This is a genomic window from Pseudomonas vranovensis DSM 16006 (assembly GCF_000425805.1).
GTDB lineage: Bacteria > Pseudomonadota > Gammaproteobacteria > Pseudomonadales > Pseudomonadaceae > Aquipseudomonas > Aquipseudomonas vranovensis.
This window is the reverse complement of record NZ_AUED01000002.1, coordinates 249,319-263,407: the sequence shown is the minus strand read 5'-3', so window position 1 is coordinate 263,407 and position 14,089 is coordinate 249,319. Positions and strand designations below refer to the sequence as shown.

The 14,089-nt window shown below is 63.3% G+C and carries 11 protein-coding genes; 3 read left to right on the top strand and 8 right to left on the bottom strand.

Annotated elements, in window-relative coordinates; genetic code table 11:
* Positions 1 to 43: 43 nt before the first annotated feature.
* Positions 44 to 1,240 carry an AAA family ATPase gene (locus tag H621_RS0105175; protein WP_028942342.1) on the bottom strand — a complete coding sequence of 399 codons (1,197 nt, stop codon included), beginning with the start codon at positions 1,238 to 1,240 and terminating at the stop codon, positions 44 to 46.
* A gap of 148 nt (positions 1,241 to 1,388) precedes the next feature.
* On the opposite strand from H621_RS0105175, the gene H621_RS26940 reads away from it, so the two are divergent.
* The 3 genes from H621_RS26940 to H621_RS0105160 are packed head-to-tail and all read left to right on the top strand — an operon-like array spanning position 1,389 to position 6,594.
* On the top strand, positions 1,389 to 2,480 hold the full coding sequence (locus H621_RS26940; RefSeq protein WP_036989502.1) for an efflux RND transporter periplasmic adaptor subunit: 1,092 nt from the start codon (positions 1,389 to 1,391) through the stop codon (positions 2,478 to 2,480).
* Positions 2,477 to 3,550: an efflux RND transporter periplasmic adaptor subunit gene (locus tag H621_RS0105165; protein WP_028942341.1), complete on the top strand. Its 1,074-nt coding sequence runs from the start codon at positions 2,477 to 2,479 to the stop codon at positions 3,548 to 3,550. Before H621_RS26940 ends, H621_RS0105165 begins: the two co-directional genes overlap by 4 nt.
* Entirely contained in the window at positions 3,547 to 6,594 is a 3,048-nt protein-coding gene (locus H621_RS0105160) for an efflux RND transporter permease subunit (RefSeq protein ID WP_028942340.1), read from the top strand. The genes H621_RS0105165 and H621_RS0105160 overlap by 4 nt, the downstream gene beginning before the upstream one ends.
* 64 nt (positions 6,595 to 6,658) lie before the next feature.
* Here the strand turns inward: H621_RS0105160 and H621_RS0105155 are convergent, their stop codons facing one another.
* The 7 genes from H621_RS0105155 to tcyN form a co-directional block, all read right to left on the bottom strand.
* A complete protein-coding gene (locus tag H621_RS0105155) occupies positions 6,659 to 7,303 on the bottom strand; it encodes a methionine ABC transporter permease (RefSeq protein ID WP_028942339.1) in 645 nt (214 codons plus the stop codon).
* Positions 7,293 to 8,420 carry a methionine ABC transporter ATP-binding protein gene (locus H621_RS0105150; RefSeq protein ID WP_028942338.1) on the bottom strand — a complete coding sequence of 376 codons (1,128 nt, stop codon included), beginning with the start codon at positions 8,418 to 8,420 and terminating at the stop codon, positions 7,293 to 7,295. Before H621_RS0105150 ends, H621_RS0105155 begins: the two co-directional genes overlap by 11 nt.
* Before the next feature lies 1 nt (position 8,421).
* Positions 8,422 to 9,228 (bottom strand): MetQ/NlpA family ABC transporter substrate-binding protein, encoded by an 807-nt coding sequence (locus tag H621_RS0105145; RefSeq protein ID WP_028942337.1) that lies wholly within the window; start codon positions 9,226 to 9,228, stop codon positions 8,422 to 8,424.
* Positions 9,221 to 10,606 carry an LLM class flavin-dependent oxidoreductase gene (locus H621_RS0105140; RefSeq protein WP_028942336.1) on the bottom strand — a complete coding sequence of 462 codons (1,386 nt, stop codon included), beginning with the start codon at positions 10,604 to 10,606 and terminating at the stop codon, positions 9,221 to 9,223. The genes H621_RS0105145 and H621_RS0105140 overlap by 8 nt, the downstream gene beginning before the upstream one ends.
* A complete protein-coding gene (locus H621_RS0105135; protein WP_028942335.1) occupies positions 10,606 to 11,811 on the bottom strand; it encodes an SfnB family sulfur acquisition oxidoreductase in 1,206 nt (401 codons plus the stop codon). Before H621_RS0105135 ends, H621_RS0105140 begins: the two co-directional genes overlap by 1 nt.
* A gap of 21 nt (positions 11,812 to 11,832) precedes the next feature.
* Positions 11,833 to 13,074, bottom strand: a complete 1,242-nt coding sequence (locus H621_RS0105130) for an SfnB family sulfur acquisition oxidoreductase (protein ID WP_028942334.1) — start codon at positions 13,072 to 13,074, stop codon at positions 11,833 to 11,835.
* Between the two features lie 252 nt (positions 13,075 to 13,326).
* Entirely contained in the window at positions 13,327 to 14,088 is a 762-nt protein-coding gene (tcyN, locus tag H621_RS0105125) for an L-cystine ABC transporter ATP-binding protein TcyN (protein WP_028942333.1), read from the bottom strand.
* Position 14,089 lies beyond the last annotated feature (1 nt).

Here is a 14,089-nt window from a genome sequence, read left to right as displayed (position 1 = left end):
AGTCCGCTCCTACTGCAGGAGCGGGCCTGCCCCGCGATAACGTTCAATCCGGCCAGTGCCAGGCCGGCTCATCCAGCATCCCCTGACCCGCCACCCGGGTCTGTCCCAATTCTTTCTCCAGCACAATCGAGTTGCAGGTCGCATCCTGTTCAAGCGCGGCCACCAATCGCCGTGCGTGCGAAACCACCCACACCTGGCAATGCTCGGTGGCACGAATGATCAAACGTGCCAATGCCGGCAGCAAATCCGGGTGCAGGCTGGTCTCTGGCTCGTTGAGTACCATCATGGTCGGCGCCCGAGGGCTGAGAAGCGCCGCTACCAGCAGCAGGAAGCGCAATGTTCCGTCCGACAGTTCCGCCGCCGACAACGGTCGCAGCAGGCCTTCCTGGTGGAACTGCAGGTTGAACAACCCGCCGGGCACTGCATCGATGGTCAGGTGCGAGCCGGGAAAGGCATCGCTCAAGGTCGCCCACAATGCCTGTGCATCACCGATCTCGATGATGGTCTGCAGGGCTGCAGCCAGGTCGCGGCCGTCATGGTGCAGCACCGGGGTACGGGTACCCAGTTGCGGACGACGCGCCGGTGCATCGCGGTCGGTGCGAAAGTGATCGTAGAAGCGCCAGCCGCGAATCCGTTCGCGCAGGTGGACTACCTCCGGCGAAGAGCGCAGGTTGCCGACCTGGTCATACAGGCTGTCGAAGTCTGGCGTGTGCTGCGCCAGCACGTCCCACTGGCGCCCTTCGCGGGCACGGATCATCGCACCCTGACGGTCCACCAGCAGGCTGGCCGGGCGGTACACCGGCCCGGCCCAGATGCATTCACGCTTGATCTGCGGGTCGAGGGTAAAGCGCGAAGCAATCGGGGTGCTGTGTCCAGGCAGCATGAAGTGGCCACTGGAGGCCGGCAGGCCCAGGCCGATGGCATAACCGAAGTCTTCACTGGCAAAACCCAGGCGCAAGCGCTTGACGTCCTGGCGGGGGCCGCCTTCGACGGCCACCCCGCCACGGCTCATGCGCCGGCTGATGCGCTCGGGGCCGGCCCAGAACGTCGACTCCAGGCCACCTTCGCCGGCCAGCGCATTGACTACACCGCCCTGGGCGGTTTCAGCCAACAGGCGCAGGGCCTTGTACAAGTTGGATTTGCCGCTGCCGTTGGGGCAGGTGATCACGTTCAGGCGCGCCAGTGGCAGCACCAGGTGATTGATCGAGCGGTAATTGGCGACGGCCAGGGTGGTGAGCATCACAGCGTCCTTGCGCGGGCATTGGGTCGTCAGTATCGCCCATTCTAAAAGCTTGAATGAATTGCGTTTGTCGCGAGCGGCAGATGGAACCCTGATCTACGCTAACACTCGCATCTCTATATCGAATTGGCACATGCAAGGAGCCTGCATGACGGTGTTGCGTCCTGTATTGATCGTCAGCCTGGGAACATTGCTCGTGCTGGGTGGGTGCGGTGAGAAAAAAGCCGCTGAAGCCGAAATGCCCAGAGTCGGCGTACAACGTGTAGAACCCGGTGATTTCGCTGCGTCCGTGACCTTGACCGGCGACGTTCAGGCGCGGGTGCAGACCGATCTCTCTTTCCGCGTGGGCGGCAAGATCATTTCCCGCAGCGTCGACGTCGGCGACCACGTCAAAGCCAACCAGGTACTGGCCAGGCTCGATCCCAAGGATCTGCAGGCCAACGTCGACTCGGCCAAGGCCGAAGTGTTCGCCGCACAGGCGCGGGTGACGCAATCGAGCGCCGCGTTTGTCCGTCAGCAAAAGTTGCTGCCCAAGGGCTATACCAGCCAGAGCGAGTACGACTCGGCCCAGGCCCAATTGCTCAGCAATCAGAGTGCCCTGAAGGCGGCCCAGGCGCAGTTGGCCAATGCCCGCGAACAACTGAGCTACACCGCGCTGGTGGCCGAGGCGGATGGGGTCATCACCGATCGCCAGGCTGAGGTTGGCCAGGTGGTGCAGGCGACGGTGCCGATCTTCGGCCTGGCCCGCGATGGCGACCGCGATGCGGTGTTCAACGTCTATGAAGCCTTGTTGTTGGCACCGGCGACCGACGACCCGATTACCGTGAGCCTGGTGGACAACCCGAAAATCCAGGCCCAGGGCCGTGTGCGTGAAGTCACCCCGACGGTCTCGTCGCAAAGCGGCACGGTGCAAGTGAAGGTAGCGCTGCAGAATGTGCCGGCGGGCATGGAGCTTGGCTCGCCGGTCACCGCCACCGGCAATGTCCAGGGCAAGCCCAGTATCGAGCTGCCCTGGTCAGCCTTGACCAAGGACCTGCATGAACCAGCGGTGTGGTTGGTCGGCGAGGGCAACAAGGTCAGCCTGCAGAAGGTCAAGGTCACGCGATACCTCACGGGCAAGATTGTGGTGGGCGAAGGCCTCAAGGAAGGTGAAACCGTGGTAGTGGCAGGAGGTCAGTTACTCAATCCAGGCATGGAGGTGGAAATCGCACCGCTCAAGGACATCGGGGTGGTGCAATGAAGGCCATGACCCTTGTTGTAGGCGGTGCTGTGCTGTTGCTCGCTGGCTGTGGCAAAGAAGCCGCAGCCCCTGAGCCGGTACGGCCGGTGCTGTCGATGATTGTTCAGCCCCAGGTGCAGGCAAGCCTGGGGCGTTTTGCCGGCACTATCCAGGCGCGCTATGAAAGCACCCTGGGTTTTCGCGTGGGGGGGCGCATTGCTCGACGCTGGGTGGATGTCGGCAGTCAGGTCAAGCCGGGTGATGTGCTCGCCAGCCTCGACCCCACCGATCAACGCAACCAGTTGCGTGCAGCCGAAGGCGACCTGGCCAAGGTGCAGGCCCTGTGGATAAACGCCCAGGCCAATGCCCGCCGCCAGCAGCAGTTGTTCGACCGGGGCGTGGGTGCGCAGGCACAGCTGGACATTGCCCAGACCGACCTGAAAACCACCGGTGCTTCGCTGGAGCAGGCCCGGGCTGCCGTCGATCAGGCCCGCGACCAGCTCAGTTACAGCGAGCTGCGCACCGATCATGCTGCCGTCGTCACCAACTGGCAGGCCGAGGCCGGGCAGACCGTCAGTGCCGGTCAGGCGGTGGTCACCCTGGCGCGGCCGGAAATCAAGGAAGCGGTCATTGACCTGCCCACCTATCTGGCCGAGCAACTGACCCCGGATCTGAAATTCGTGGTGGCCTCGCAGCTGGACCCGAGCATCAACACCAGTGCCACTCTGCGTGAACTCGAGCCCCAGGCTGACGCTGCCACCCGTACCCGGCGCGCCCGGCTTACCCTGGCCAATACGCCAAATGCATTCCGCCTGGGTACCTCGATCAGTGTCACCTTGAGCTCTGCCGTGTCGCCACGCAGCGAGCTGCCGGCATCGGCCCTGCTGGAAAGCGATGGGCAGACCCGAGTCTGGATCGTCGACCCGCAGCAAAAAACCGTGTCCACCCGTGAGGTGAAGTTGCTTGAACGCACACCCGGCACGGTGGTACTGGCCTCCGGCGTTCAAGCCGGGGAGCGTGTGGTGACCGCAGGTGTTAACAGTCTCAAACCAGGCCAGAAGGTCATCGTCGACGAGGAAGACGCGCAATGAAAGGAAGCTTCAACCTCTCGGAGTGGGCGCTGAAGCACCAATCCTTTGTCTGGTACCTGATGTTCGTCGGCTTGCTGATGGGCGTGTTCTCCTACATGAACCTGGGGCGAGAAGAAGACCCCTCGTTCACCATCAAGACCATGGTTATCCAGACCCGCTGGCCGGGTGCGACCCAGGACGAAACCCTCTACCAGGTCACTGACCGCATCGAGAAAAAGCTCGAAGAACTGGATTCGCTCGACTATGTGAAGAGCTACACCCGCCCGGGTGAATCGACGGTCTACGTCAACTTGCGCGACACCACCAAGGCCGAGGACATTCCGCAGATCTGGTACCAGGTGCGCAAGAAGATCCAGGACATCCGCGGCCAGTTCCCCCAGGGCATCCAGGGGCCGGCGTTCAACGATGAGTTCGGTGATGTATTCGGCTCGATCTATGCCTTTACCGCCGACGGTCTGAGCATGCGACAGTTGCGCGACTACGTCGAGCAGGTGCGTGCCGAGATCCGCGAGGTGCCCAACCTGGGCAAGGTGGAGATGATCGGCACCCAGGATGAAGTGCTGTACCTGAACTTCTCCACGCGCAAACTGGCGTCCTTCGGTATCGACCAGCGTCAGGTGCTGCAGGCCTTGCAGGCCCAGAACGCGGTGACCCCTGCCGGGGTCATCGAAGCCGGGCCCGAGCGGATTTCGGTGCGTACCACTGGCCAGTTCGCCTCCGAGAAAGACCTCGAGGCGGTCAACCTGCGAATCAATGACCGCTTCTTCCGCCTGGCCGACATCGCCGAGATCGAGCGTGGCTATGTCGATCCACCGGCGCCCATGTTCCGCTTCAACGGCCAGACCGCCATCGGCCTTGCCATCGGTATGAAAGCCGGCGGCAACATTCAGGTCTTCGGTGCCAACCTGCACAAGAAAATGGAAAGCGTCACCGCCGAATTGCCAGTGGGCGTTGGCGTACACACGGTATCCGACCAGGCGGTGGTGGTCGAAGAAGCCGTGGGCGGGTTCACCAGCGCGCTGTTCGAGGCGGTCATCATCGTACTGGTGGTGAGCTTCATCAGCCTCGGAGTACGTGCCGGGTTGGTGGTGGCCTGCTCGATTCCGCTGGTGCTGGCCATGGTGTTCATCTTCATGGAGTACAGCGGCATCACCATGCAGCGGATCTCGCTGGGTGCCTTGATCATTGCCCTGGGCCTGCTGGTGGACGATGCGATGATCACCGTGGAGGTAATGGTCACGCGCCTGGAAATGGGCGAGACCAAGGAGCAGGCGGCAACCTTCGCCTACACCTCGACGGCCTTTCCGATGCTTACCGGCACCCTGGTGACGGTGGCGGGCTTTGTCCCGATCGGCCTGAACGGCAGTTCCGCGGGCGAGTACACCTACACCCTGTTTGCGGTGATCGCCGCTGCGCTGCTGGTGTCCTGGGTGGTGGCCGTGCTGTTTGCCCCGGTGCTGGGCGTACACATCCTCAGCACCAAGGTGAAGCCGCACAGTGAAGAACCCGGACGGGTCGGCAAGGCGTTCGAAGGCAGCCTGCTGTGGTGCATGCGCAATCGCTGGCTGACCATCATCGGTACGGTGCTGCTGTTCGTGCTGGCGGTGTTCTGCATGCGCTTCGTGCAGAACCAGTTCTTCCCGGCATCGGATCGTCCGGAGATTCTGGTCGACCTCAACCTGCCGCAGAACGCCTCGATCGAAGAAACCCGCAAGGCGGTCGACAAGCTCGAAGCGACGCTCAAAGGTGACCCGGACATCGTGCGCTGGAGTACCTACATCGGGCAGGGCGCGATTCGTTTCTATCTGCCGCTGGACCAGCAACTGCAGAACCCCTACTACGCCCAGCTGGTGATTGTCAGCAAGGGCTTCGAAGAGCGCGAAGGGTTGATGAAACGCTTGAAAGATCGCCTGCGTGAAGACTTCGTGGGCATCGGCACCAACGTCCAGTCGCTGGAAATGGGCCCGCCGGTAGGGCGGCCTATCCAGTACCGAGTCAGTGGCAAGGAGATCGACGAAGTGCGCAAGCACGCCATTGCCCTGGCATCGCTGCTTGACCGCAACGAACACATCGGCGAGATGATTTACGACTGGAACGAGCCGGGCAAGGTGCTGCGGGTCGAGATTGCCCAGGACAAGGCGCGTCAGCTTGGGCTGTCGTCCGAGGATGTCGCCCAGGTCATGAACAGCATCGTCACCGGCGCACCGATCACCGAGGTCAACGACAACATCTACTTGATCGACGTGGTTGCCCGTGCCGAAGACGCCGAGCGTGGTTCACCACAGACCCTGCAGAACCTGCAGATCGTCACCCCCAATGGCACTTCGATTCCGCTGCTGGCGTTCGCCACCGTGCGCTACGAGCTTGAACAACCGCTGGTGTGGCGTCGCGATCGCAAGCCGACCATCACCATCAAGGCCTCGGTGCGCGGTGAGATCCAGCCGACAGACCTGGTGGCCGAGCTCAAGCCGCAGATCGACGCCTTCGCCAGCAAGCTGCCGGTGGGCTACTACGTGGAAACCGGCGGTACCGTGGAGGAAAGCGGCAAGGCCCAGGGCCCGATTGCCAAAGTCATCCCGCTGATGCTGTTCATGATGGGCACCTTCCTGATGATCCAGCTGCAGAGCGTGCAGAAGCTGTTCCTGGTGGTCAGCGTGGCGCCGCTGGGGTTGATCGGGGTGGTGCTGGCGCTGGTGCCGACAGGGACGCCCATGGGCTTTGTGGCGATCCTCGGGATCTTGGCGCTGATCGGCATCATCATCCGCAACTCGGTGATCCTGGTAACCCAGATCGACGAGTACGAAGCCCAGGGCTTCTCGCCCTGGGCGGCGGTGCTGCAGGCCACCAACCACCGACGACGGCCGATCCTGCTGACGGCAGCGGCGGCAAGCCTGGGGATGATCCCGATTGCACGGGAAGTATTCTGGGGCCCGATGGCCTACGCCATGATCGGCGGGATCATCGTTGCTACCTTGCTGACCTTGCTGTTCCTGCCGGCGCTGTATGTGGCCTGGTACAAGATCCGCGAGCCGCAGGAGGCTTGAGGGTTTGCTTGCGGGGCAAGTCGCACTGCCGTTCCTGCGGTAGCTGGCTTGCCCCGCGATGCTTTCAGCGCTTGTTCAAGCCCCTGGCCAAGCGATCCCCGCCCAGCTGGATCAACGTGACCAACGCCACCAGCATGACGATCACGGTCAGCATGATCTGGCTGTCGAATCGCTGGTAGCCGTAGCGGTAGGCGATGTCGCCCAGCCCACCAGCACCAATCGCGCCGGCCATGGCCGAGGAGTTGATCATGGTCACCAGGGTGATGGTAAAGCCGCCGACAATGCCCGACAGAGCCTCGGGCAGCAGCACGTGCCAGACGATGTGCCAACGCCGGCAGCCCATGGCCTGGGCCGCTTCGATCAGGCCGTGGTCGACCTCGCGGAGGCTGACTTCGGCGATGCGGGCAAAGAATGGAGTGGCTGCGATGGTCAGCGGCACTACTGCCGCCCAGACGCCATACGTAGTGCCGACGATCAGGCGGGTGAAGGGGATCAGCGCGACCATCAGGATCAGGAACGGAATCGAGCGGAACACATTGACGAACGCTCCCAGCACCCGGTTCAAGGTGGGCGCTTCGAGGATGCCACCCTTGCCGCTGGTCACCAGGATCACTGCCAGCGGTATGCCGGCCAGCAAGGCGATCAGCGATGACACGCCTACCATCAACAGGGTGTCGAGCACGCCCTGGATCAGTCGATCAGTCCACATACCCCAATACCTCCACCTGCGTGGCCCATGCTCGGGCGCGTTCGATGACCTGTTCATGGCTGTGCGGGGAGTTCGCCACCGACACTACCAACTGCCCCAGCGGGCGGCCCTGGATAGGATCTATGCCGCCTTGCAGCAGGCTGATGCGACCCCCCAGGTGATGGAATAGGGTGGATAGCTCCGGCGCCTGGCGTTCGCTGCCACTGACCTTAAGATTCAGCACCAGCGCCGACTCAGTACTGGCGGCATGTACCTGCAGGCGCGCTTGCAGGGTCGCTGGCAATGCCGGTTGCAATGGCGCGAGCAGGGTCTTGCTGACCTCATGCTGCGGATTGCCAAACACTTGCCACACCGCCCCCTGTTCGACGATGCGCCCGCGTTCGAGCACCACCACCCGCTGGCAGATGTCGCGGATCACTGCCATCTCGTGGGTAATCAGGACGATGGTCAGCCCCAGGCGCTGGTTGATGTCGCGCAGCAGCTCAAGGATCGATGCTGTGGTTTCCGGGTCGAGTGCCGAGGTGGCTTCATCACACAGGAGAATGTCCGGATCATGTACCAGTGCGCGGGCAATGCCGACGCGTTGCTTCTGGCCACCGGACAACTGCGCGGGGTAGACGTGATGCTTTTCCTCAAGGCCTACCAGCTCAAGCAGCTCGGCGACCTTGTGCTGACGCTCGGTTTTTGCGACGCCCGCCACCTTGAGCGGCAGTTCGACGTTCTGCCACACCGTCTTGGCCGACATCAGGTTGAAGTGCTGGAAGATCATGCCGATTCGCCGGCGCAGGCGTACCAGGCGGTCCTCATCGAACTCGCCGATGTCTACCTGATCGATCAGCACGCGGCCGGTGCTCGGTTGTTCAAGGCGGTTGATGGTGCGGATCAGCGACGACTTGCCCGCACCGCTGCGGCCGATGATGCCGAAGATTTCGCCGCGCTGGATGTTCAGGTCGATGCCTTCCAGTGCCGGGGCGGATTGGCCGGGATAGGTCTTGCCCAGGCCGAGAAAGCGCACGTGGGCGTTGCCCAGTTCCGGGCGCAAGGCCCGTTGCTGAGCGTTTTGCAGCGGCTCGAAAGTTTGTCTCTGTTGTGAAAACGGGGCGGTGGCAGCGCTCATCTCAGCTCTCCCAGCCGGGCTGGTAGAGCGTGCCGTGGGCCTTTTCCAGCGCGGCACGAACCGCCGGCGAGTGCTGGTAGATGTCGATGAACTTGGCCAGGCGCGGATCATCCTTGGTTTGCGGACGGATCACGAACTGGATCACGTATTCCTTGTGGTCCAGGCCGTCGAACAGCAGCGCCGAGGTGGCATCGAAGGTCTTGGCCAGGCGGATGTAGGCCGGGTATCCCTGAACCAGATCGGCATCGTCGTAGGCACGTACCAGTTGCACCGCTTCAACCTGGAGGATCCTCAACTGTTTGGGGTTGGCGATGATGTCTTCCTCGGTGGCCTTGTAGCCGACGCCCGGCTTGAGGGTGATCAAGCCTGCCTTGGCCAGCAGCTGCAAGCCGCGGCCGCTGTTGATCGGGTCGTTGGCGATAGCCACGCTGGCCCCCTGGGGCAACGCGTCGAAGCGTTGGTACTTTTTCGAGTAGAGGCCGACGTTGTTGATGATCCCCGGCGCGTAGGGCACAAGGTCAAAGCCGGCGGCGGCCTTGGCGTTTTCCAGGAAGGGGATGTGCTGGAAATAGTTCACGTCGATGTCGCCACTGGCCAGGCTGACGTTCGGCGCGATCCAGTCGCTGAACTCTATCAGTTCCACCTTCAGGCCCTGTTTTTTCGCCTCGTCGACGGCGGCCTCCAGCGGGATGGAAAAGGCAGCCGTGGTGCCGACTTTCAAGGGCTCGTCGGCGGCCTGGGCCGTGTTGAACAGGCCAAGGGTCAGGGCCAGTGCCGCGACGGGGCGGGCGAGGAATGTCTTAAGCATGTTGTGGCGCTCCGGTCGGGGTGGTGTGGCGATAGCTGGCGCCGGGATGGTCGGCGGGCAGGTGGGGTTGTCGGCTGGCGAAGAGTTTTTCGCGCAGGCTGCCGGGTTCGTACGCGGTCTTGTAGGAGCCGCGACGTTGCAGCTCCGGGATTACCAGGTCGATGAAGTCGACGTAGCTTTCCGGGGTGACGGTGCGGGTCAGGTTGAAGCCGTCCAGGCCGGTTTCGGCGATCCAGCTTTCCAGTGCGTCGGCAACCTGGGTCGGCGAGCCCACCAGGGTGATGTAGCGACCGCCCAGGGCGTGCTGGTCCAGCAGCTTGCGGCGGGTCCAGTCGTTGTTCTGTAGGGTTTTGGTCGCCGACTGGATCGCGTTGCTTTTGACGTACTGGATCGGCTCGTCCAGTGCATAGGCGGAAAAGTCGATGCCGGTGGAACTGGAAAAGTGCGCGACACCCGCTTCCGGGCTGGCATGGCGCAGGTACTCGGCGTGCTTGGCGCTGGCTTGTTCCTCGGTGCGCGCGACGATCACGGTCAGGCCCATGAACACCTTGATCGCGTGCGGGTCTCGCCCTGCGGCCACGGCAGCGGCGCGTACCTTGTCGACCTGGGCACGGGTCGCTTGCTTGGTCTGGCCGCTGATGAACACGCACTCGGCATGGTTGCCGGCAAAACTCAGGCCGCGCTCGGAGCTGCCGGCCTGGAACAGCACCGGCGTGCGTTGTGGTGAGGGCTCGCACAGGTGATAGCCCTCGACCCGGTAGAACTCACCCTGGTGCCGCACCTTGTGGACTTTGTCGGGCCGAGCGTAGATCCGCTGCTGGCGGTCGTTGAGTACGGCACCGTCTTCCCAGCTGCCTTCGAGCAGCTTGTACAGCACCTGCATGTATTCATCGGCCTGGTCGTAGCGGCGGTCATGCTCGGTCTGTCGCTCCAGGCCCATGGCACGGGCGGCGCTGTCCAGGTAACCGGTGACGATGTTCCAGCCCACCCGGCCTCGGCTCAGGTGGTCGAGGGTCGAGAGTTTGCGGGCGAACAGGTAGGGCGCCTCGTAGGTGAGGTTGGCGGTCAGGCCGAAGCCCAGGTGACGGGTAACGGCAGCCATGGCCGAGACCAGCAGCAACGGGTCGTTGACCGGCAGTTGGATCGACTCCTTGAGCGGTACATCCACCCCGTTCTGGTACACGTCGTAGACCCCGACGATGTCAGCGATGAACAGCCCGTCGAACAGGCCGCGCTCAAGCAGTTGTGCAAGCTCGGTCCAGTATTCGAGGGTCTTGTACTGGGCTGAGGTGTCACGAGGGTGGGTCCACAGGCCATGGTTGATGTGCCCGATGCAGTTCATGTTGAAGGCGTTGAGCAGGATCTTTTTCTTCGCCATCAGATGGTCCCCCGCAGCGGTGGGTTTTCATCGTTGAGGTAGTAGTTGCCGATGGCGTGGTACTTCCAGCGCACCGGGTCATGCAGGGTATGTACGCGGGCGTTGCGCCAGTGGCGGTCCAGGCCGTGCTCGGCCAGGGTGGCCTGGCTGCCGGCCAGTTCGAACAGGGTGCTGCCGGCGGCCAGGGAAATTTCGGTGCTGATCGCCCGGGCCTCGGCTACAGCGATGGAGGCGGCGGCCACGGTCGTGGCGTCGGGTTCAGACTGGGCCCGGTCGAGGCATTCGCCGGCGCGTTCGAGCAAGGCCTCGGCGGCGTGCAAGCGGATCGCCAAGTGGCCGAACGACTTCAAGGTCAATGGGTCTTCGCAGGCTTTGTCGATACCGGAGTCGATCCAGGGCCGGGTACGGGTGCGTACGAACTGCAGGGCGTCCTCGTAGGCGGCGCGGGCAATGCCCGTGTCGATAGCGGCATGTAGGATCTGCGCCAGCGGGCCGACCGTAGTCGGGCGTTCGAAGGCGCTCTGGAAAGGCACCACATCGTCGGCGGCCACCGGGACATTGTCGAACACCACCGAGCCGCTGCCGGTGGTGCGCTGGCCGAAGCCACTCCAGTCGTCGATCACTTTGAGCCCGGCACTCTCGGCGGGCACGAACACCAATTGCTGCACGCCGCGCTCATCGACCACCGAGGTGGGAATGCGCTGGGCGTAGAGGGCGCCGGTGGCGTAGAACTTGCGCCCGTTGATGCGGTAGGCATCGCCGTCACGGCTCAGGGCGGTGGTGCGGTCGTGGGCTGTCTTGGTGCCCAGTTCGGCCAGGGCATTGCCAAAGCGCTGGCCGGCCATTACCTCGGCATAGAGGCGTTGTTGTTGTGCAGCGCTGCCGTTCACGCGCAGCACTTCCAGAGCGTAGAAATGGTTCTGTGGAATCTGCCCCAGCGAGGCATCGGCCTGGGCAATGCGGGCGATGACCTTGGCCAGGGTGACGTTGGAAACACCGGCCCCGCCAAAGGCCTTGGGGACGCTGATGGCCCACAGGCCGGAGCGGGAAAACAGCGCCAGTTCAGGGTGCGGCAGGCGTCGCTCGCGGTCGCGCAGGATGCTGTCGCGGCGTAGTTGGCCGGCCAGCTTTTCGGCAACCTCCAACGCCTGGGCGTCAGTGTGGATCACCGCGACGTTTTCGTGCGGTTGGGGGAGAAGGCTCATAACAGGGCTCCAGTGGTCTGGTCAGATCCAGGCGTGCCGGGCAGGCAAGGTACCGTTGAGGTGATAGGCGCCGACGGCGTGGTATTTCCAGCGCACCGGGTCGTGGAGGGTGTGCACGCGGGCGTTGCGCCAGTGCCGGTCGAGGTTGAACTCGGCGAGGGTGGCGCGGCTGCCGGCAAGCTCGAACAGCTTCTCGCTGGCTTGCAGGGCGATCTCGGTGGTCAGCACCTTGGCTTCTGCCACGGCAATCGAGGCACGGGCTGCGGACGCGGCATCCACCGGGCCTGCGTCGACTTCATCGAGGGTTCGCGCAGCCTTGCTCAACAGGGCCTGGGCGGCGTGCAGTTCGAGCTGCAGGCGACCGATGTCGGCGATCACGTAGAGATCGTCGCTGGCGCGCTCGACCTTGGCATCGATCCAGGGCCGGGCCCGCTCGCGGACAAAAGCGATGGCATCGGCCACGGCCGCTTCGGCAATGCCGGCGTCGATGGCCGCCTGGATCAGTTGCGAGACAGCGCCCTGGATGTTCGGCACTTCGCTCTGGCGCCAGATATCCACGACCAGGTCATTGTCGACCTGCACCTGATCCAGCAGCACTGTGCCGCTGGCGGTGGTGCGTTGGCCGAAGCCGCTCCAGTCATCGACGATGCGCAGCCCCGGGGTGCCGCGGCGAACGAAGGCCATCACCGGACGGCACTCATCGTTCAGCGCCTTGACCGCCACCCAATGGGCGAACAGGGCGCCGGTCGAATAGAACTTCTGCCCATCGATCACCGAGTGTTCGCCTTTGCGAGTGATCCGCGCCTTGAGTTCCAGGGTGTTCTTGCTGCCGCGTTCGGGGCCGGCGTTGCCGATGCGCCAGCCGTCGAGCACCGACTTGAACAGCAGGTCTTTCTGCCGTTCGCTGGCGGCGCCTTTGAGCAGTTGCAGGATGCCGAACTGGTTTTGCGGAATCTGCCCCAGCGCCGGGTCGGCGGCACTGATGATGCGGAACACCTCGGCAAGGGTGACGAACGAAACCTGTGCACCGCCGTGGCTGCGAGGAATGGAGATACTACCCAGGCCACTGCGGGTGAACTGCTCGATTTCGGCCCACGGCAGCTTGCGCTGCTGATCGCGACGGGCAGCCTGGCTGCGGGCGATCTCGGCCAGCTCATGGGCGGCCTGCAGGGCCTCGGTGTCGCTGCGCAGCACGTTGGCTGGCAACAGCAGGGGGGCGTTGTCCAGATCACTGTGGACGTTGGTGGTTGCCAGACTGGACATCAGTACTGCTCCTTGGCTGCACTCAATGCCCTGGCGTTACGCACTGGGGTGATTGTGTTCCTGACCATACCTACCTCACGTATTGAGAAGGTCGACGCGAGGGCGCCGACGAAAAATGCGCTGGTCCGGTGGTCCGGTTTATATACCCTAATCGTGTATAAAAATTAAATAAACTAACTTATAGGAATATGAATAGAAGTGTTGCTACCGCCCCAAACAGCGGGATGGGCGGTAGCAATGGGGGCGGGGAAATCAGTAACCGGTGTTCTGGGTGCCGAGAAACTTGCCGAGGAACTGGCGGGTGCGCTCTTCACGGGGGTGGGCGAACAGTGCCTTGGCCTCACCCTGTTCGACGATCACACCCTTGTCGAAAAAGATCACCCGGTTGGCGACGTCGCGGGCAAAGCTCATTTCATGAGTGACGATGATCATCGTGCGGTTTTCTTCGGCAAGCCCGCGGATGGTGGCCAGCACCTCGCCAACCAGCTCAGGGTCCAGTGCCGAGGTGGGTTCGTCGAACAGAATCACTTCAGGTTCCATGGCCAGCGCGCGGGCAATGGCTACGCGTTGTTGCTGGCCACCCGAAAGCTTGCGCGGGTAGGCGTCTTCCTTGCCGGCAAGGCCCACCTTGGCGAGCAGCTTGCGTCCCAGCGCCACCGCCTTGTCGTGCGGGGTCTTCTTGACCACCAGCGGCCCTTCGATGACGTTCTCCAGTGCCGTGCGGTGCGGGAACAGGTTGAAGCTCTGGAACACGAAACCTACCTGCTGGCGCAGCTTGCGGATCAGTCCTTGCTGCTGGCCGAGCGGGCGGTTGGCATCGATCTGCACATCGCCGACCTGGATGCGGCCGCTGCTGGGGGTTTCCAGCAAGTTGAGGCAACGCAGGAAGGTGGTCTTGCCCGAGCCGCTGGGGCCGATGATGGCGATCACCTCGCCGGCCTCGACCTTCAGGCTGATGTCGTTCAGCACGGTCTGGCCGTTGAACTGCTTGCTCAGTCGGTCTACCACGATCATG